The 19,434-nt window shown below is 69.4% G+C and carries 16 protein-coding genes and 1 other RNA gene; 9 read left to right on the top strand and 8 right to left on the bottom strand.

The features are described 5' to 3' along the window. The first annotated feature begins 15 nt into the window (after positions 1–15). The 4 genes from P1K89_RS29165 to glmM all read left to right on the top strand — a co-directional run bounded on the left by P1K89_RS29165 (position 16) and on the right by glmM (position 5,044). Positions 16–738 (top strand): RlmE family RNA methyltransferase, encoded by a 723-nt coding sequence (locus P1K89_RS29165; protein ID WP_284620059.1) that lies wholly within the window; start codon positions 16–18, stop codon positions 736–738. Positions 739–893: 155 nt separating this feature from the next. After that, entirely contained in the window at positions 894–2,798 is a 1,905-nt protein-coding gene (gene ftsH, locus P1K89_RS29160) for an ATP-dependent zinc metalloprotease FtsH (protein ID WP_284620058.1), read from the top strand. Positions 2,799–2,856: 58 nt separating this feature from the next. After that, the gene (gene folP / locus P1K89_RS29155; protein ID WP_284620057.1) at positions 2,857–3,690 is read left to right on the top strand and encodes a dihydropteroate synthase; all 834 of its coding nucleotides are present in this window, start codon (positions 2,857–2,859) and stop codon (positions 3,688–3,690) included. Between the two features lie 19 nt (positions 3,691–3,709). Continuing rightward, a complete protein-coding gene (gene glmM, locus P1K89_RS29150; RefSeq protein ID WP_284620056.1) occupies positions 3,710–5,044 on the top strand; it encodes a phosphoglucosamine mutase in 1,335 nt (444 codons plus the stop codon). 16 nt (positions 5,045–5,060) lie between these two features. On the opposite strand, the gene P1K89_RS29145 is transcribed toward glmM, so the two are convergent. The 4 genes from P1K89_RS29145 to trxA form a co-directional block, all read right to left on the bottom strand. Continuing rightward, positions 5,061–6,719, bottom strand: coding sequence for a hypothetical protein (locus P1K89_RS29145; protein WP_284620055.1), 1,659 nt, complete (start codon positions 6,717–6,719; stop codon positions 5,061–5,063). A 76-nt stretch (positions 6,720–6,795) separates the two neighbouring features. Then, entirely contained in the window at positions 6,796–7,065 is a 270-nt protein-coding gene (locus P1K89_RS29140; RefSeq protein WP_284620054.1) for a type B 50S ribosomal protein L31, read from the bottom strand. Between the two features lie 124 nt (positions 7,066–7,189). After that, positions 7,190–8,452 (bottom strand): transcription termination factor Rho, encoded by a 1,263-nt coding sequence (gene rho / locus P1K89_RS29135; RefSeq protein ID WP_284620053.1) that lies wholly within the window; start codon positions 8,450–8,452, stop codon positions 7,190–7,192. 239 nt (positions 8,453–8,691) lie between these two features. Next, positions 8,692–9,021, bottom strand: coding sequence for a thioredoxin TrxA (gene trxA / locus P1K89_RS29130; protein ID WP_284620052.1), 330 nt, complete (start codon positions 9,019–9,021; stop codon positions 8,692–8,694). 277 nt (positions 9,022–9,298) lie between these two features. Between trxA and P1K89_RS29125 the strand changes: the two genes are divergently transcribed. Then, positions 9,299–11,056, top strand: coding sequence for a serine/threonine protein kinase (locus tag P1K89_RS29125; RefSeq protein WP_284620051.1), 1,758 nt, complete (start codon positions 9,299–9,301; stop codon positions 11,054–11,056). Continuing rightward, on the top strand, positions 11,053–13,491 hold the full coding sequence (locus P1K89_RS29120; RefSeq protein WP_284620050.1) for a serine/threonine protein kinase: 2,439 nt from the start codon (positions 11,053–11,055) through the stop codon (positions 13,489–13,491). The genes P1K89_RS29125 and P1K89_RS29120 overlap by 4 nt, the downstream gene beginning before the upstream one ends. A gap of 76 nt (positions 13,492–13,567) precedes the next feature. On the opposite strand, the gene P1K89_RS29115 is transcribed toward P1K89_RS29120, so the two are convergent. From P1K89_RS29115 to P1K89_RS29105, 3 genes are all read right to left on the bottom strand, one after another. Further along, complete coding sequence (locus P1K89_RS29115) at positions 13,568–13,963, bottom strand: DUF4148 domain-containing protein (RefSeq protein WP_284620049.1); 396 nt, start codon at positions 13,961–13,963, stop codon at positions 13,568–13,570. Between the two features lie 204 nt (positions 13,964–14,167). Beyond that, positions 14,168–14,265: signal recognition particle sRNA small type (gene ffs / locus P1K89_RS29110), an RNA gene on the bottom strand. Between the two features lie 67 nt (positions 14,266–14,332). Then, on the bottom strand, positions 14,333–15,460 hold the full coding sequence (locus tag P1K89_RS29105; RefSeq protein WP_284620048.1) for an AIR synthase-related protein: 1,128 nt from the start codon (positions 15,458–15,460) through the stop codon (positions 14,333–14,335). Positions 15,461–15,530: 70 nt separating this feature from the next. Here P1K89_RS29105 and dnaX point away from each other — a divergent pair, with 70 nt between their 5' ends. The 3 genes from dnaX to recR all read left to right on the top strand — a co-directional run bounded on the left by dnaX (position 15,531) and on the right by recR (position 18,584). After that, positions 15,531–17,375 carry a DNA polymerase III subunit gamma/tau gene (gene dnaX, locus P1K89_RS29100; protein ID WP_284620047.1) on the top strand — a complete coding sequence of 615 codons (1,845 nt, stop codon included), beginning with the start codon at positions 15,531–15,533 and terminating at the stop codon, positions 17,373–17,375. Between the two features lie 53 nt (positions 17,376–17,428). Then, positions 17,429–17,755, top strand: coding sequence for a YbaB/EbfC family nucleoid-associated protein (locus tag P1K89_RS29095; protein WP_284620046.1), 327 nt, complete (start codon positions 17,429–17,431; stop codon positions 17,753–17,755). Positions 17,756–17,987: 232 nt separating this feature from the next. Further along, positions 17,988–18,584 (top strand): recombination mediator RecR, encoded by a 597-nt coding sequence (gene recR, locus P1K89_RS29090; RefSeq protein WP_284620045.1) that lies wholly within the window; start codon positions 17,988–17,990, stop codon positions 18,582–18,584. On the opposite strand, the gene P1K89_RS29085 is transcribed toward recR, so the two are convergent. Continuing rightward, complete coding sequence (locus P1K89_RS29085) at positions 18,581–19,336, bottom strand: hypothetical protein (RefSeq protein WP_284620044.1); 756 nt, start codon at positions 19,334–19,336, stop codon at positions 18,581–18,583. The genes recR and P1K89_RS29085 overlap by 4 nt on opposite strands. Between the last annotated feature and the right edge of the window lie 98 nt (positions 19,337–19,434).

The following is a 19,434-nucleotide window of genomic DNA, read 5'->3' as shown; positions in this document are numbered from 1 at the left end:
ATTATCCCCAGTCGAATGAAGATCAAGACCAAGAGCAAGAAGCTCAACAAGGCGTGGCTGCAGGATCACCTGTCGGACCCCTACGTCAAGATGGCGCAGAGGGAGGGCTACCGGGCCCGCGCGGCGTACAAGCTGAAGGAGATCGACGAGGCGTTCCAGCTGATCAAGCCCGGCCAGGTGGTGGTGGACCTGGGATCCGTGCCGGGGGCCTGGAGCCAGTACCTGCGGCGGCGCTTCGCGCCGAAGAACGCGGGCGCCGGCGGTGCGGCGGTCGGGGAGCTCGACGGCACGATCATCGCGCTGGACATCCTGCCGATGGAGCCGATCGAGGGGGTGCACTTCATCCAGGGCGACTTCCGCGAGGACGAGGTGCTGCAGACACTGCACGAGGCCGTCGGCGGCCGCCCGGTCGACGTGGTCGTGTCGGACATGGCGCCCAACCTCTCCGGCATCGAGTCGTCGGATGCCGCGCGCATCGAGCATCTGATCGAGCTGGCGCTGGAATTCAGCCAGACCCACCTGAAGCCCGGCGGTGCGCTGGTCGCCAAGGTCTTCCATGGCAGCGGCTACAGCCAGCTGGTCGAGCGTTTCAAGAAGACGTTCCGCGTCGTGAAGCCCGTCAAGCCCAAAGCATCGCGTGACAAATCGGCCGAAACCTTTCTCGTGGGCATCGGTCTGAAGTTCCCGTCGCCGGGTGGTGCGGACGCTGCGAGCAACGGTCAAACTGGATCGAATTGACCTTGATTTGCCTCGTTTCTGCACGGTCTTGCGTCAGCTTCGTGCGGGCTTGACTCGAATAGAATCGGCCCCATCTGCCCACGCATCGGGCGGCGCGTGCATGGTGTGCATGGTGGGCGTGTCGTCGACGTCAGGGATTGGCTAAAGGAGCCGCGGTGAACAATCAATGGTTCTCGAAGGTCGCTGTTTGGCTGGTGATCGCCCTCGTGCTGTTCACCGTGTTCAAGCAGTTCGACCGCGGGGTGTCGCAAGGCCAGCAGATCGGGTACTCCGACTTCCTCGAAGAGGTGCGCGCCCGTCGGGTCAAGTCCGTGACCCTGCAGGAGGGCTACGGCAGCTCGGAGATCATCGCGACGACCACCGATGACAAGAAGATCCGCTCGACCGCCACCGCGCTCGATCGCGGCCTCGTCGGCGACCTGATCAAGAACGACGTCAAGTTCGACGTCAAGCCGCGCGAAGAGCCGTCGCTGCTGATGAGCCTGCTGATCAGCTGGGGCCCGATGCTGCTGCTGATCGGCGTGTGGGTCTACTTCATGCGTCAGATGCAGGGCGGCGGCAAGGGCGGCGCCTTCAGCTTCGGCAAGTCGCGCGCGCGCATGCTCGACGAGAGCAACAACTCGATCACCTTCGCCGACGTCGCCGGTTGCGACGAGGCCAAGGAAGAGGTCAAGGAGCTCGTCGACTTCCTGAAGGACCCGCAGAAGTTCCAGAAGCTCGGCGGCCGCATCCCGCGCGGCGTGCTGATGGTCGGCCCTCCGGGCACCGGCAAGACGCTGCTGGCCAAGGCCATTGCCGGCGAGGCCAAGGTGCCGTTCTTCTCGATCTCCGGTTCCGACTTCGTCGAGATGTTCGTCGGCGTCGGCGCGGCCCGCGTGCGCGACATGTTCGAGCAGGCGAAGAAGAGCGCACCCTGCATCATCTTCGTCGACGAGATCGATGCGGTCGGCCGCCATCGCGGTGCAGGCCTCGGCGGCGGCAATGACGAGCGCGAGCAGACGCTGAACCAGATGCTCGTCGAGATGGACGGCTTCGAGACCAACCTCGGCGTCATCGTGATGGCCGCGACCAACCGTCCGGACATCCTCGACCCCGCGCTGCTGCGTCCGGGCCGCTTCGACCGCCAGGTCTACGTCACGCTGCCGGACATCCGCGGCCGCGAGCAGATCCTGAACGTGCACATGCGCAAGGTGCCGATCGGCCAGGACATCCGGGCCGACATCCTCGCGCGCGGCACGCCGGGCTTCTCCGGCGCCGACCTCGCCAACCTGGTCAACGAGGCGGCCTTGTTCGCCGCCCGCCGCAACGCCCGCGTCGTCGAGATGATCGACTTCGAGCGCGCCAAGGACAAGATCATGATGGGCACCGAGCGCAAGTCCATGGTGATGGACGAGAACGAGCGCCGCAACACCGCCTACCACGAGGCCGGCCATGCGCTGATCGGCCGCCTGCTGCCCAAGCTCGACCCGGTGCACAAGGTGACCATCATCCCGCGCGGCCGGGCGCTCGGCGTCACGCTGTCGCTGCCCGAGAAGGACCGCTACAGCTACGACCGCGACTTCATGCTGAACCAGATCAGCATGCTGTTCGGCGGCCGGATCGCCGAAGAGGTGTTCATGCATCAGATGACCACCGGTGCGTCGAACGACTTCGAGCGCGCGACGCAGATGGCGCGTGACATGGTGATGCGCTACGGCATGAGCGAGAAGCTCGGTCCGATGGTCTATGCCGAGAACGAGGGCGAGGTCTTCCTCGGCCGCTCGGTGACCAAGACGACCAACATGTCCGAGGACACGATGCAGAAGGTGGACATCGAGGTCCGCCGCATCATCGATGAGCAGTACGCGATCGCGCGCAAGCTGATCGAGGACAACCAGGACAAGATGCACGCGATGGCCGGTGCGCTGCTGGAGTGGGAAACCATCGACGGCGAGCAGCTCGACGACATCATGAACGGCAAGCCGCCGCGGCCGCCGAAGGACTGGACGCCGCCGTCGGCCCGCCCGAGCGGCCCGACCCCGCCGGTCAGCACCGACGGTGCACCGGCGACCGCCGCCTGAGCACGCAGCGAACGACGACAAGACACGACGGGGCCGCAAGGCCCCGTCTTCATTGGTGATGCAAGACCGTTGGCAGACCACCCGCTTCACGCTCGAGCTTTCGCGGCCGCTGGTGATGGGCATCATCAATGCGACGCCCGATTCGTTCTCCGACGGCGGCCGCTACCTCGATGCATCGCGGGCGATGAGGCATTGCGAGCAGCTGGTGGACGAGGGCGCGGACATCCTGGACATCGGCGGCGAGTCGACCCGTCCCGGTGCCGGGCAGCCGACGGTCGACGAGGAACTCGCGCGCGTGCTGCCGGTGCTGCGGCATGCGGTCACGCTCGGCCGGCCGGTGTCGGTCGATACGAGCCGGCCCGAGGTGATGCGTGCCGCGCTGGACTTCGGCGTTGACATCGTCAACGACGTGCGGGCGCTGCAGCGGCCCGGCGCGCTGGAAACCGTCGCCGGGTCGGGTGCCGGCGTTTGCCTGATGCACATGCGCGGCGAGCCCGGCACGATGCAGGCCGACACGCGCTACGCCGACGTCATCGACGAGGTCACGACCTTCCTTCGGCAACGCCTGGATACGGTTTTCGCCGCCGGTGTGGCATTGGAACGCATCGTGCTGGATCCGGGCATCGGATTCGGCAAGTCGCCCGAGCACAATTGGCTGCTGCTGGAACGGCAGGCCGAGTTGCTCGCCATCGGCCGGCCGCTGCTGGTGGGATGGTCGCGCAAGTCGACGCTGGGCGCGCTCACCGGACGCACGGTCGACGACCGCTTGGCGGCGAGCGTGGCCGCCGCGCTTGCCGCCGTGCAGCGCGGCGCACGCATCGTGCGGGTGCACGACGTTGCCGCGACCGTCGATGCATTGAAGGTCTGGCAGGCCGCTGGCCTGTCGCGTTAGGACAGAACAGGAAAACAGCATGGCTCGACGCTATTTCGGCACCGATGGCATCCGCGGCGAGGTCGGCAAGGACCCGATCACGCCCGACTTCATGTTGAAGCTGGGGCACGCCGTCGGGCGGGTGCTTCGCCGCTCGACGCAGCGGCCGACCGTGCTGATCGGCAAGGACACGCGGATCTCGGGCTACATGATCGAGTCGTCGCTCGAGGCTGGCCTGGCCTCGGCGGGCGTCGACACGCTGCTGACCGGTCCGCTGCCGACGCCGGGCGTCGCCTACCTGACCCGTGCGCTGCGCCTGGACCTCGGCGTGGTGATCAGCGCGTCGCACAACCCCTACCAGGACAATGGCATCAAGTTCTTCTCCGCCAAGGGCGAGAAGCTGCCCGACGAGTGGGAACTGGCGGTCGAGGCCGCGCTCGAGGAGGCTCCGCAATGGGCCGATGCGGCGACGCTCGGCAAGGCCCGCCGCGTCGACGATGCGCAAGGCCGCTACATCGAGTTCTGCAAGAGCACCGTCGGCAACGACATGTCGCTGCGTGGGTTGAAGGTGGTCATTGATGCGGCGCATGGCGCCGCCTACCACGTGGCGCCGGACGTCTTCCACGAGCTCGGCGCCGAGGTGATCTGCATCGGCTGCAGCCCCGACGGCGTCAACATCAACGACGGCGTGGGCGCGACTGCACCGCAGGCGCTGGTCGCCGCCGTACAGCAGCACGGCGCCGACTACGGCATCGCGCTCGACGGCGATGCCGACCGCCTGCAGCTGGTCGATCGGTCCGGCCGGCTCTTCAACGGCGACGAATTGTTGTACGCGATGGTCGCCGACCGGCTGGCGCAGGGCCAGGCCGTGCCCGGCGCGGTCGGCACGCTGATGAGCAACATGGGCATCGAGGTCGCGCTGAAGCGCCGCGGCGTCGAGCTTGTGCGCGCCAAGGTCGGCGACCGCTATGTGCTCGAGGAACTGGTGGCGCGCGGCTGGCTGCTCGGCGGCGAGAGCTCGGGCCATCTGCTGGCGCTGGACAAGCACACCACCGGCGATGGCATCGTCAGCGCGCTGCAGGTGCTGCAGGCGACGCAGCGCGCGCAGGCCTCGCTGGCCGACTTGCTGGCCGGCGTCGCGCTGTTCCCGCAGACGCTGATCAATGTGCGACTCGCAGGCATGTCCGACTGGAAGCAGAACCAGCGCCTGGTGGGGGAGGCGAAGGCGGCCGAGGTCGCGCTCGGTGGTGAAGGCCGGGTGCTGATTCGCGCATCGGGCACCGAGCCGGTGCTGCGGGTGATGGTCGAGGCGAGCGACGGCGCGCAGGCTTCCCAGTGGGCGCAACGCCTGGCCGACGCCGCAAAGGCGGCTTGACGAACGACCTGGCCGCTCAGATGCGGCGATAGACCAGCAGCCACTCGTTGCGATCGGTCGGCCGGCGCTCCCTGGCGATCTCCCGCCAGCCGGCGGGCACCACCGGCTGCATCGGCCCCCGGTGCACGATCACCAGAGTGCTGCAGCGACCTCGCGCGGCGTCCGGCGATGCGTCGACGCTGCGGCGGGCGTGGTACTCCAGGGCAGCGACCACCGATGCCGTGGCACCGGGAGCCGCGACGCAAGCTCCGGCAGGCAACCAGCGCTGAAGCCGCTCCATCGCGGGGCGGTAGCTGCGGCCGTAGTCCAGCAGCGGCAGCCACAGCGTCATCAGCAGCAGCCAGCACAGCGCGACACCACCTGCCGGCAGCACCAGGCTCTTCCACAGCGCCGCACGGTGCCGGCCGGTTCGCCAGCGCACGAGCCAGACCCATGCGGCCGTGCCGAGCAGCGCGACTGCGATGGCGAGGACCGAGCGCGGGGCGTGGAAACCGGGCGCGAGACGCTGCACGTTGGCGGCCGGTTTCTCCGGGAAGCCGGTCTGCATCGCGATGTAGATCACCCAGATGGTCAGGGCGCAGAGCGAGAAGAAGAAGACCGAAAACCAGTCGATGCCGGCCGCGGTGCTCCGGTGCAGCGTCGGCAGTGCGAAGGCCGCCAGGATCGCGAGCCCCGGCAGGCCCAGCATCAGGGCGCGGTCGGATCCCCCCATCAGGACACAGGTGGCCAGCGAGACGGTCACCGACAGCAGCGGGATGGCCAGGTGCAGTTGCAGGAGATGGCGACGCCAGCGCCACAGCGTCCACAGTGTCAGTGCCCAGGCCGGCCAGAGGAACCATGCCACCAGGCGAACCAGTTGCACCGGATCGATCAACGGTGTGGCGCGCCAGCGCCAGGCATGGACCGGCCAGGCGACGAGCGCGGCCAGCAGGGTGGCCGCGCCGAGCCAGGGCAGCATCGCGCGCAAGGTCGGCAGCGACGATCGCCAGCTCAGCACGAGACTGCCGATGCCGATGGCCAGTGCCATGGCCGGCGCGTCGCTCGCCGCCAACGCGGGCAGCGACAGCAGGACGCCGACGCCGATCTGCCAACCCGGCGGTCGATGCAGGGCGGCCGACAGCCCCCACTGGAAGCAGGCCAGTGCCGCGAGCTGGGCCAGCTCCGGGGTGGTTTCATGACCCAACTGCAGCAGTCCGAGCGAAGCGATCAGCGCGAGCAGCGCGCCATCGGCGATGGCCCGTGCGTAGTCCGCCGGATCAGCCTCGCCGCCGAACGCGAACGGCAGCGGCTGCGCCGATTCGGTGCGGGCCAGGTGGAACGCGGCGTACCAGGCGGCCACCAGTGTCAGCGCCAGCAGCAGCGCGAAAGGCAGCCGCGCGGCCAGCGCCGGGTCGAGCCAGGGGGAGCTCAACGCGATGGCCGATCCGCCGATCCAGTGCGGCAGCAGCGAGGCACCGGTCGGCACGCCGCCCAGCGCCGGCGCCAGCCAGGACGCGCGGCCTTCGGCCAGCGCCAGCATCTGACCGAACGCGTTGAGGTCGGCGCCGCGCCAAGGATCGCGGCCGAAGAGGCCCGGCAGCACGTACGACGCGCAGAACAGCAGCAGCGCCAGTCGCGGCAGGCGGCGTGCGGCCTCGCGCGTGACCAGCGCGGGGTTGGGCAGCGGGGTCGTCACCGGTCGATGATGCCCGAGCGGGCAGCAAAAAGGGCAGCCGAGGCTGCCCTGTTGTCCGTGTGCACGGAAGTCTGGATCAGGCCGACTTCTTGGCCAGACCGACGCGCGCGAACTTGTTGCGGAACTTCTCGACGCGGCCGCCGAGGTTGTCGATGCTCTTCTGCGTGCCCGTGTAGAACGGGTGGGTTTCGCTGGTCGTTTCCAGCTTCACCAGCGGCAGCTCGCGGCCGTCGTCCATCTTGACGGTTTCCTTGGTCTGCACCGTCGAGCGGGTGACGAACTTGAAACCGTTGGACAGGTCCACGAAGCAGACTTCGCGGTAGTTGGGGTGGATGCCTTCTTTCATACGAAACCTCGCCGGGTGTGTTGGCAGCCACGCCGCACCATGCGTGCGCACTTACCAGGAGCGGAACCACGATAAGCGGAACCGCCAGAAGCGGAAAACCCGAAATTATAGCCTGACGGCGGAATCACCCGCCGCGCCGCATCATGTCGAAGAAGTCCAGGTTGTTCTTGCTCGACTTCATCTTGTCGAGGATGAACTCCATCGCCTCGATCTCGTCCATCGGATAGAGCAGCTTGCGCAGGATCCAGGTCTTCTGGAGGATCTCCGGCTTCAGCAGCATCTCCTCGCGCCGCGTGCCTGACTTGTTGATCAGGATCGACGGGTAGACGCGCTTCTCGGCCATGCGGCGATCGAGGTGGATCTCGCAGTTGCCGGTGCCCTTGAACTCTTCGTAGATCACCTCGTCCATGCGGCTGCCGGTGTCGATCAGCGCGGTGCCGATGATGGTCAGCGAGCCGCCTTCCTCGACGTTGCGCGCGGCGCCGAAGAAGCGTTTCGGGCGCTGCAGCGCGTTGGCGTCGACACCACCGGTGAGCACCTTGCCGGAGGACGGCAGCACGTTGTTGTAGGCGCGGGCGAGGCGGGTGATCGAGTCGAGCAGGATCACGACGTCCTTCTTCAGCTCGACCAGGCGCTTCGCGCGCTCGATGACCATCTCGGCCACCTGCACGTGGCGCGCGGCCGGCTCGTCGAAGGTCGAGCTGATGACCTCGCCGCGCACCGTGCGCTGCATCTCGGTCACTTCCTCGGGCCGCTCGTCGACGAGCAGCACGATCAGGTGGATCTCGGGATGGTTGGCGACGAGCGCATGCGCGATGTGCTGCATCATCACCGTCTTGCCGGTCTTCGGCTGCGCGACCAGCAGCGCGCGCTGGCCTTTGCCGATCGGCGCGATCAGGTCGATGATGCGGCTGGTGATGTTCTCTTCGTTCTTGATGTCGCGCTCGAGCTTGAACGGCTCCTTCGGGAAGAGCGGCGTCAAGTTCTCGAACATGATCTTGTGCTTGCTCTCCTCGGGCGTCAGGCCGTTCACGCGGTCGACCTTCACGAGCGCGAAGTAGCGCTCGCCGTCCTTGGGGACCCGCACCTCGCCTTCGATCATGTCGCCGGTGTGTAGGTTGAAGCGGCGGATCTGGCTCGGCGACAGGTAGATGTCGTCGGTCGACGCCATGTAGCTGGTGTCGATCGAGCGCAGGAAGCCGAAGCCATCCGGCAGCACCTCGAGCACGCCGTCGCCGAACACCTGTTCGCCGCCCTTGGCGCGCTTTTTCATGATGGCGAACATCAGCTCCTGCTTGCGCATGCGAGCGACGTTGTCGATCTCCAGCGCTTCGCCCATCTTGATGAGCTCGGAGACGTGTTGCGCCTTCAGTTCGGAAAGATGCATAAGGGGGAATCACCCTGGGGTGGTGAGCCGGGCGCCTTGCCAGGGTCGCTTGGGGCCGGATGTCGAGGCACGAACCGCTGCAGCAACAGCTCCGCGCGCGGCGGAGAAAAGACGATGCGCTGGGGTTGGGGCCGGAACCACGCGTTCTGTCGAGAGCCGGCTGTGCCGGCAGCGTGGTGGCAGATCCTGCGGCGGCGGGGGCGCGCTTGTGGCGTCACCACCCGCTGCAATGGGGCGAATTATAGGTGCGGCTGCAGGAAGGCCGTCAACTGGGCTTTCGACAGGGCGCCCACCTTCGTTGCCGCGAGCTGGCCGCCTTTGAAGAGCATCAGTGTCGGGATGCCGCGGATGCCGTACTTCGCGGGCACGTCGCGGTTGTCATCGACGTTGAGCTTCGCGATCTGCAGGCGGCCGTTGAACTCCTTGGCCGTCTCGTCCAGGATCGGCGCAATCATCTTGCACGGGCCGCACCATTCGGCCCAGTAGTCCACCAGCACGGGGGTCTCGGACTTCAGGACCTCGGCGTCGAACGATTGGTCGGTGACTTCCTTGATCAGTTCACTGCTCATCGCGGTTCCTCGGGGGAGAGGCCCCGAAAGAGGGCCTTCGAGAATTCTGACATAAAGGGCTTGGCCCCACCGGCCACGGCCCGTGGCTGTAACGCTATCGCTGCGATAGACGTTCGCGCCCGGCCTGGGTAGCGGCCTCGCCCGCACGCCGATGCCGTCGGCCGGCGTGGGTATGAACGTGCCCGCCCCGTGATCTGGTGCGCTATCCCGGGCCTGTTCCGGTCATCGGGCGCCTCGGCCCTTTGATCCAATCGGGGCACCGCTGTCCATACTTGCGATGCCTTCGCCCACCACCGTTCAGCCTCCAGCGTCCCGCCCTCAGGCGGTGCGTCACTTCGGCCGCTTTCAGCTCCTGCAGCTGATCGGCAAGAGCGTACGCACGATGCTCTGGCAGGTGGCCGACCCGCGCAACGGACAGGACCTCGTGCTCGCGATGCCGCGCAACCGTCCCGCGGATGCCGAGGGGCTGGATCGCTGGCGGGAGGCCGCCCGCAAGGCCGCGCGCGTCGACCATCCGTCGCTGGCGCATGTCGTCGAGATCGGCGAGGTCGAGCAGTGGCCTTACATCACTTACGACCGTGGCAACAGCGCCACGCTGTCCGAGACGCTGACCGGCAAGGGCCTGCCGGCGCTGGAGATCGTTCCGCGCGCATTGCAGGCCTTGCAGGGGCTGGCGTTCGCGCATGAGGCGGGTGCCTCGCACCAGGACCTGCAGCCGTGCATGCTGCTGATCGGCGAAACCGGACATTGCCGCGTGATGGGCTTGGGCGTCGCGCTCGCGCCGACCGACGGCGTGGCGATTCCCGGCAGCCTCCAGGCGCACCGGCTCGCGGCCGAGCGCGACGTGCTCGCCTTCGGCATCGTGCTGCACCAGGCGCTGTCGGGCGCAGCGGCGCTCGACCAGCCGGATGTCGCGGCCGTGATCGAACGCCTGCCACCGCAGGGGCGCGACATGGTGCGTCTGCCGTGGAGCACGGTGCATCAGATTCCCGAAGCCTTGCGCGCGATCGTCAACCGATCGACCGATCGCCAGGAACGGCAGCGCTACCGCAATGCGCGGACCTTCGCGCATGCGCTCGAGGGCTGGCTGTCGACCCAGGGCGGACAGGGTGGCGGACCGCTCGCGCAACTGGCGGACCGGATCCGTGCCAACGGCGTCTTGCCGGCGGTGCCCGGGGGAGCCGCGCGGGCGGCCCGGCTGGCGCTGATGGAACGCGAGCGCACCAACGAGCTTGCCGAAATCGTGCTGCAGGACACCGCGCTGGCCTTCGAGATGATCCGCATGGTCAACAGCGCGCAGGTCCGCGCGGCAATGGCCGCGGGCAGCGGACCGGTGCTGACGGTGCGACGCTCGATCGCCATGATGGGGCTCGACGGCGTGCGCCGCGCGGCGCTGTCGCTGCGGCCCTGGCCCGGCGCCCTGAGCGAGCAGCAGGCCGACGAGCTCGATCGGCTGCTCGAACGCGTGCGCCGTGCCGGGCGCATCGCCCAGTGGCTGCGGCCACCCGGCTACGACGCCGAAGTGGTGTTCCTGCTGTCGCTGATGCAGAACCTGGGGCGCCTGGTCGTGCAGTACCACTTCCCGGACGAGGCACAGCAGATCCGCCGCCTGATGCAGCCGGCGCCGGCGGCAAAGGCCGGCGAGCCCGACGAACCTGGCATGAGCGAAGAGGGCGCCGCCTTCGCCGTGCTCGGCACCGACGTCGAAAGCCTGGGCGCGGCCGTGGCCCGCCAATGGGGCCTGGACGACGCCGTGATGCACATGATCCGCCGCGTGGCGCCGAACAGCCCGATCCGCTCCGCGGACACCGACGACGAAGTGCTGCGCCTGGCCGCCTGTTGTGCCAACGAGGTGGTCGACCTCGGTGGACTGCCGCCAGCCCAGCAGGTCAGCGGCCTGCAGCGCATTGCGCAGCGTTACGCCCGTGCGCTCGGCATCACGCTGCGCGAGATCCAGCTGGCCGCGCAAGGCATCCGGCCAGGCAGCGACGACGATCCTGGCGCCCGTGCGTCGCAGCTCGGGAGCCTGAATTGAACAGCACGGCCGTGGTGGCCCGCGACGGACGGCGAATCGGCCGCTTCCGCCTGGGCGAGGAGCTCGGCCGCGGCGCGCAGGCGACGGTCTGGCTTGCCCACGACGAGCGGCTCGACCGCGACGTCGCGCTGAAGCTGCTGAGTCCGGACGCCGATACGCTGGCGGTCAGTCAGTGGCTGCACGAAGCGCGTGCGGTCAGCCGCCTGTCGCATCCGAACATCGTGCCGGTCTTCGAGGCCGATGAACACGCCGGCCAGCCCTACCTCGTATTCGAACTGGTGCGCGGCCGCACGCTGGCCGATCGCCTGAAGCGCAACGGTGCGCTGCCGCCGCGCGAAGCCGCGACATTGATGGTCGGCGTGCTGGACGCGCTGCGCACGGCCCACGAGCAGGGCATCGTGCACCGGGACCTGAAGCCATCGAACATCCTGCTCGACGGCGAGGGGCGCGCGCGGGTGATGGACTTCGGCATCGCGGCGCGGGTGGCCGACAGCGGCGACGGCCGCATCGTCGGCACGCCGGGCTACATGTCGCCGGAGGCCGCGCGCGGCCTGCCGCCGTCGCCGGTGATGGATGTCTTCGCATCCGGCATGCTGTTCGCCGAACTGCTGACCGGCACGCCGATGCTGCGCGAGCGCGACCCGTACCGCGCGCTCCATCGCATCGTCAACGAAGACATGCGGCTGCCCGACAGCGTGCAGGTCGATGACGGTCTGCGGGCGATCGTGCAACGGGCCCTCGCACGCGATGCGGCCTTGCGCTACGACGGCGCGGGCGCGATGCGCGATGCGCTTCAAGCCTGGCTGCAGCCGCAGGCCGATGCGGCCGCCGCCGCTGCCAACGCCAGCGGCACGCTCGACTTCCTGCTGCGGCGCATGCGCCACAAAAGCGACTTCCCGACCCTGTCCGATTCGGTGGTGCGCATTCAGCGCATCGCGACCTCCGAAAAGGAGAACCTGAACAGCCTGGCCAACGAGATCCTGAAGGACGTCGCGTTGACCAACAAGCTGCTGCGCATGGTCAACACCGTGCACTTCAGCAGCGCGGGCGGCGGCACGATCAGCACGGTGTCGCGCGCGGTTGCGCTGGTCGGCTTCGCCGGCATCCGCAACATGGCGCTGTCGCTGGTGCTGCTGGAGCACATGAAGGACAAGGGCCATGCGCAGCGCCTGCGCGGCGAGTTCCTGCGTTCGCTGATGGCCGGACAGCTGGCCACCGAGCTGACGCCGATGGCCCGTGACGCGGAGGAGGCCTTCCTCGGCGCGATGTTCCACAACCTCGGTCGCCTGCTGACCGAGTACTACTTCCCCGAGGAAGCACAGACCATCCGGGAGCAACTGCAGACGACTGCGGGGCGCGCCGACGGACCCGGGCCTTCCGCGGAAAGCGTCTCCGAGCGTGTACTCGGCATCGGCTTCGAGCAGCTCGGCCTGGGCGTCGCGCGCGCCTGGGGCCTGCCGGACAATCTGCAACGCTGCATGCATCGCCCCGGTGGAGACCCGCCGAGCCGTGCCGCCGAACGTGGCCCCGAGCGCCTGCGCTGGCTGGCTGCGGCGGCCAACGAGACGGCCGACGTGTTGCTGAACGCCGAGCCGGACCAGGTGGCCGGCAAGCTGGCAGCGATCAGCGAGCGTTTCGGCAAGGTGCTGGCGATCGGTGCGAAGGAACTGCAGGCAGCGGTCACCGCCGCGCAGCAGCGCCTGGCGCAGCTGGCGCCGGCGATGGGTCTGCAGCTGCCGAAAGCCGTCACGTCGAAGGTGGCCGCGGCGGCCGCCGCAGCGGCCGAACGCGCGCCGAAGGACGCCGGCGATTCGCTGTCACCCTACGAGTTGCAGGCCACACAGCCGCTGGACCCGGCGAAAGCCGCCGCGGCCGTCGTGAGCACGGGGGCGGGTGCCAGCGTGGCGCCCGAACGCGTCGTCGAGATGCTGGCCGCGGGCATCCAGGACATCACGAACTCCATGGCCTCGGAGCAGTTCAAGCTCAACGAGGTGCTGCGCATGATCCTCGAGACGATGTACCGCGGCCTGGGGTTCCAGCGCGTCGTCTTCTGTCTGCGCGACCCGAAGACCGACACGATGGTCGGCCGTTTCGGCCTCGGCCACCAGGTGGAGGCGGTGGCCAAGGTCTTCCGCGTCGACCTGAAGCGCAGCGTCGCGCCGGATCTCTTCGCAGCGGTGTGCCTGAAGAACGTCGACACGCTGATCACCGATGCGCTGGCGCCGCACATCGCGCAGCGGCTGCCGGCCTGGTATCCGACACAGGTCCATGCCGCATCCTTCGTGCTGCTGCCGATGTCGATGAAGAACGCGCCGTTCGCACTGATCTACGGCGACAAGGCGGCGCCTGGCGCGCTGGAGCTCGGCGAGCGCGAGCTGGCGCTGCTGCGCACGCTGCGCAATCAGGCCGTGATGGCCTTCCGGCAGGCCGGCTGACGGCCTGCTGGCCGCCAAGAGCAAACGGCCGCCCGAGGGCGGCCGTTTCGCATGTCGGGCGATGCCCGACCCGGAATCACTTCTTGGTGGCTTCGCCGGCCGGCAGAGTGGTGCCTTCCTTGACGGCCTTCTTGGTCTCGGCCTTCACGTCGGCGCGGGCCTTGTCGGACGTGCCCGTGGCCGTGGCAGCGGCCGGGGTGGCTTCGCCAGCCTTCGGGGTCTTGCCTTCCTTGACGGCGGCCTTGGTCTCGGCCTTCACGTCGGCACGGGCCTTGTCGCTCTTGCCGGTCGCGGCCGGCGCGGCGCCCGGCGTGGCTTCGCCAGCGGCGGTCTTGCCTTCCTTGACGGCCTTCTTGGCCTCGGCCTTCACTTCGGCACGGCTCGGCGACGAGGCGGCTTGCGCGTAGGCGGCTTGGGCGACCATCGCGGCGGCCACGGTGGCGATCAGCGAGAGAGCAGTCTTCATCTTCATCAGCAACTCCTGGTTGGATTCGAGGGAAAGAGCCAAGACGCCCGCTCGAAACTCGATGCACGGAAGGGGCGCAGCACTACCTCCATGATCTTAACGTCGCAGGTGGGGGCGGGTTGACGTCGCGAGGTCGCCGCGCGTTACCACGCGCTCAAAGCGTTGCGCCGATGCTGCACTCGGATGGCACGGTGCGCTGACGCTGGTGAGGGTGACGAGCCTTGCCCTCGGCACTGGTCGCAACGGTTAGGGCTGCTTCGTTCCCGACCTGACCCGGTTGGCCGCGCTTCCATGCGAGGAGGCCCGTCACGAACGATTGTAGGCGAGGCGGCCCGACCACCCGGCGGGACAGGCCTCTCGTGGCGCGGCGCCGGGCTAGCGCAGCTGCAGGTCTTCGTCGCCGAAGGTGATGCCCAGCGGCTCGATCAGCAGGCGCTTCGGACCCGCTTCGATCCGGCCCGCGACGCGTGCGTCGATGCCTTGCGCCTGCGCGATCTCGACGCAGCGTGCCGCGTCGTCCGCCGCGACGAAGAGCGCGAAGCCGGCGCCCATGTTCAGCGTGCTGTAGGCCTCGCGGTCGTCCTGCTTCGCCTCGCGCTGGATGAACGACAGCACCGGCGGCACCGGCGGCAGCGTGTCGATGCGGTAGGTGAACGCGCCGGGATGCCGCAGCAGCTTGCGCCAGCCGTGGCCGGTGATGTTGGCGCAGTAGTGCGGAACGATGCCGGCCTGCCACAGCGCTTCGGTGACCGGCGAATACAGCGTCGTCGGCGCCAGCAGCGCCGCGCCGTAGCCGAGGCCCGGCGCCACTTCGGTCAGCCAGCCGTTCGGCAGCCGCTCGACCAGCTTGCGCGCGAGGCTCAGGCCGTTGGCATGGATGCCGCTCGAATCGAGCAGCACGATGGCATCGCCGGGTGCCAGCCGCTCGCCGACCGACAGCCGCTGCTTCGGATTGATCAGCCCGGTGCAGGAGGCCGCCAGATCGATGCGGCCCCCTTCGACGATGCCGGCCAGTGCGGGCGTCTCGCCGCCGCCCCAGGCCACGCCGCAGACCTCGCAGGCGCGTTTCCAGCCCGCGACCAGCGCCTGTGCGCGCTCGGCATCGCCGAACCAGTCCGAGCCGCCTGCCGCCCAGTAGGCCTGCACGACCAGCGGCGTCGCGCCGACGGTGATCAGGTCGTTGACCGCCATCGCGATGGTGTCCTGCGCGATGCCGTCGTACCAGCTGCGGCCGGTGAGCGCGGCCATCTCGTCGGCCACCAGGGCCTTCGAGCCGAGGCACTCGACGATCGACGCGATGTAGAACGGGCCGACGTCGACGACGTAGGCCGATTCGCCGCGCGACGCGGCGACTTCGGAGAAGCCGTGTCGCGACAGCAGCGTCGCGGTGGCGGCCGCGGCCCGCTGGGCGCTGACCTTCAGCGGGTCGATCAGATCGTAGTTGACGCCGGCCTGCTCGTAGCTGAGCGTGCCTTGGCCGGTCTCGGAAGGGGTCGCATTCATCGCGCGATTATCGGCGACGCCTCCTGCGCGCCCGCCGGCCGCCGCGGACCCGGCCCGTAGAATGAAGCGCATGTCCCACGTCGTCCTGGCCCGCAAGTACCGACCCCGCTGCTTCGAACAGATGGTCGGCCAGGAGCATGTCGTGCAGGCCCTGGGCAATGCACTCGCCACCGGCCGGCTGCACCATGCCTACCTGTTCACCGGCACCCGCGGCATTGGCAAGACGACCGTCAGCCGCATCCTCGCGAAGAGCCTGAACTGCACCGGCCCCGACGGGCAGGGCGGCGTCACCGCGCAGCCCTGCGGCCAGTGCCAGGCCTGCACCGAGATCGATGCCGACCGCTACATCGACTACATCGAGCTCGACGCGGCGTCGAACCGCAGCATCGACGAGATCCGCGACCTGATCGAACGCGCGGCCTACAAGCCCAGCGTCGGCCGTTTCAAGGTCTTCATGATCGACGAGGCGCACCAGCTGACCAAGGACGCGTTCAACGCGCTGCTGAAGACGCTGGAGGAGCCGCCGGAGTACCTGAAGTTCGTGCTGGCGACGACCGACCCGGAGAAGATGCTGCCGACGGTGCTGTCGCGCTGCCTGCAGTTCAACCTGCGGCCGATGGCGCCCGAGGTCGTGCATGGCCACCTGCAGGCCGTGCTCGAGGCCGAGGGCGTGCCGGCCGATGCCGGCGCGCTGCGCCTGCTGTCGCGGGCCGCGCGCGGCTCGATGCGCGACGCGCTGTCGCTGACCGACCAGGCGATCGCCTATGGCGGTGGCCGACTCGAGGAGGCCGGCGTGCGCACGATGCTCGGCAGCGTCGACCGCCGCCATGCCGCCCGGCTGGTCGAGGCGCTGGCCACGCGCGACGGGGCGTCGGTGCTGGCGACCGTCGATGCGCTGCGCCAGCACGGCTTGTCGGCCGCCGGCACGCTCGAGGAGATGGCCGCGCTGCTGCAGCAGATGGCCGTCGAGCAGGCGGTGCCCGGGGCGCTCGACGACAACGATCCCGACGTCGCCGGCGCACGTGCCCTCGCGGCGCAGATGCCGGCCGACGAGACGCAGCTGCTGTACAGCATCGTCGTGCATGGCCGGGCCGAGCTGAGCCTGCTGTCCGACGACTACGCGGCACTGACGATGGTGCTGCTTCGGCTGCTCGCATTCCCGCCGTCCGGTCCTGCCCCGGCACCCACGCCGATGCGCGCCGTGCCGCTGCAGGCCACGCCCCGCGAGGCCCGGCTGTCGACGCCGCCGCGCCCCGTGGTGGCGAGGCCGCTGCCGAAGTCGCCGGTCGCCGCACCGGTTCCGGCCACGCCCGCGCCCGCGCCCGCGCCGGTGGCGCCCGCCGCTTCGAAGCCGGTCGCCCCTCCGGAGCCGCCCCCGTGGGTCGACGAACCCCTGCCGGACTATTCCGCGGCGGCGGGCGCGGTCCCGGAGCCCGCGATGGACGAGGCCGAGGATCACCGCGCGCCTTCGCCTCCGGCACCGACGGTCGTGCGCACCACCGCGCTCGGCGACCGCTGGGTCGCCGCGCTGCGGCCGCTGATCGCCGCCGGGGCGATCACGGCGCTGGTGCGGGAGCTCGCCCTCCAGGCCGAATTGATCGGCACCGAGATCATCGACGGCATCGCGACCTGGCGCCTGCGCGTGGAGCGCGAGACGCTGCGCACGCCGGCGCTGCGCGACAAGCTGCAGGCGGCGCTCGAGCCGGCGCTGGGCCATGCGCTGCGCCTGCAGGTCGAGGCCGGCGTCGCCGTGGATTCGATCGCCCGACGCGACATCGCCGAGCGCGAAGCTGCGCAGCGGGACGCCGAGCGCCTGATCCGCGACGACCCGGCCGTGCGCGCCTTGATGGCACAGTTCCGTACCGCCCGCATCGTGCCGGGCACGATCAAGCCGCAGCAGCCGCCCACGGCCTGAGCCGTGGCGCCGGCGACGCGGCGACCCTTCACCGAACGCAGGAAGCACCGACCATGATGAAGAACCAACTCGCCGGGCTGATGAAGCAGGCCCAGGCGATGCAGGACAACCTGCGCAAGGCGCAGGAAGAGCTGGCGACGATCGAGGTCGAAGGCCAGTCCGGCGCGGGACTGGTGAAGGTCCAGATGACCTGCAAGCACGACGTCAAGCGCGTGACCATCGATCCGAGCCTGCTGGCCGACGACAAGGACATGCTGGAAGACCTCGTCGCCGCGGCGTTCAACGACGCGGTGCGCCGCGTCGAGACGACGACGCAGGAGAAGATGGGTCGCCTGACCGCGGGCATGCCGCAGATTCCCGGCATGAAGTTCCCGTTCTGAATGGACCCCCACGTCGCTTCGCTCCTGCCCCCCGAGGGGGGTGAGCCCGGACGAGGACAGTCCAGCGGACTGTCCTCGCCTGGCGAACGGCTGGTCCGCAAGGACCGGCGCGGCCTGCGAGGCTCAGCCGCCTTGGGGCGGCCCGGCGGCGGCTGGGACCCCCACGTCGCTTCGCTCCTGCCCCCCGAGGGGGCGTCAGCCGCCCTGGGGCGGCCCGGCGGCGGCTGAGCCGGTGGGCGAAGCCAGCCTCGAGGCGCTGATCGACGCGCTGCGCCGCCTGCCCGGCGTGGGCGTGAAGTCGGCTCAGCGCATGGCATTCCACCTGCTGCAGCACGACCGCGAAGGGGCCCTGCGCCTGGCCGGCGCGTTGCGCGCCGCGGCCGAGGGCATCGGCCACTGCCAGCGCTGCCACACCTTCACCGAGGCGCCGGTGTGCCGCACCTGCCTCGATCCGGCGCGTGACGTGCGCCAGCTGATGGTCGTCGAGACACCGGCCGACCTGGCCGCCCTCGAGCGCACCGGCAGTTACCGCGGCCTGTACTTCGTGCTGATGGGGCGGCTGAAGCCGCTGGACGGCGTGGGACTGCGCGACATCGGCGCGCATCCGCTGCTGGAGCGCGTGGGTGACGGCGTGGTGCAGGAGGTGATCCTGGCCACCGGCTTCAGCGCCGAGGGCGAGGCCACCGCGCATGTGCTGTCGCAGGCGCTGAAGGCGCGCGGCCTGTCGGTGACGCGGCTCGCCCGCGGCGTGCCGGCCGGCAGCGACCTGGAATACGTCGACCTGTCGACGCTGGCCCACGCGCTGCACGACCGGCACGGGCTGCCCTAAGGCGTCGTCAGGACGCGCCAGCGCGCGGGCTCGAGGAAGTCCGCGGGGTTCAGCAGTTCGGTCTGCCATTGCAGGTTGTCCGCACTCGCGTCCGCGCGAAGGTGCATCGCCGACACCACGCGGCGACTGCGCATGGCGACGGGCGCGAGGTGTTCGCGTGCCGCTTCCAGCACCGATCGTTCGCCGCCCAGCGTGCCATGTTGCTCGCCGAAGAATCCGACCGGCTGGGCGAGCATCCACGGGATGTTCGAGACGTAGGTGGTTTCCAGCTGCCATCCATCGTGAGCGGCCAGGCCGAGCTCGGCCTCGAGGCGGGCCATGCCGGCGCCGTCGCGCAGGTCCAGCGCCGCGGTGGCGACCTGGCCGGACATGAACAGCTCGCGCACGCGCCGGAAGCCATCGGGGTCGCCTTCGAAGAGCCAGCTGCCGGGACGCTCGAGGTCGCCGCGAAGCCAGCGGCGCGTATCGGTGCCGAACTGGCGCAGGCGCGGCTCGTTCGGCAGCGCCACCGCGACGCGATCGATGAAGTCCGCGGCGCTGCGGCTGTCCGGCAGCACCTGGGCGACGGCACGCCACACGCGGAACTGGTGTTCGTTGACGTCGAGCAGCAGCAGCGCTGCCACGCGCGCGGCGGCGGCGAGGTCCAGGTTCCTGAAGCTGCCCCAGCCGACATGCAGCGCACGCGCCGGCGCCATCGGGGCGGCGTCGCGAACGGCGGCGATGCACTCGTCGGCACCGGCGCATTCGCGCATGGTCAGGGTGTAACCACCGCGGTCCGGCGACAATGCGGTCCCGCCGAGGCGGCGCGCTGCCGATTCGACCTGCCATTGGGTTGCCATCTCACTCCTGT

The sequence above is a fragment of the Aquabacterium humicola genome (assembly GCF_030167915.1).
GTDB classification, from domain to species: Bacteria; Pseudomonadota; Gammaproteobacteria; order Burkholderiales; family Burkholderiaceae_C; genus Pseudaquabacterium; species Pseudaquabacterium humicola.
The sequence above is the reverse complement of the archived record's forward strand: the minus strand, read 5'-3'. Positions and strand labels throughout refer to the sequence as shown.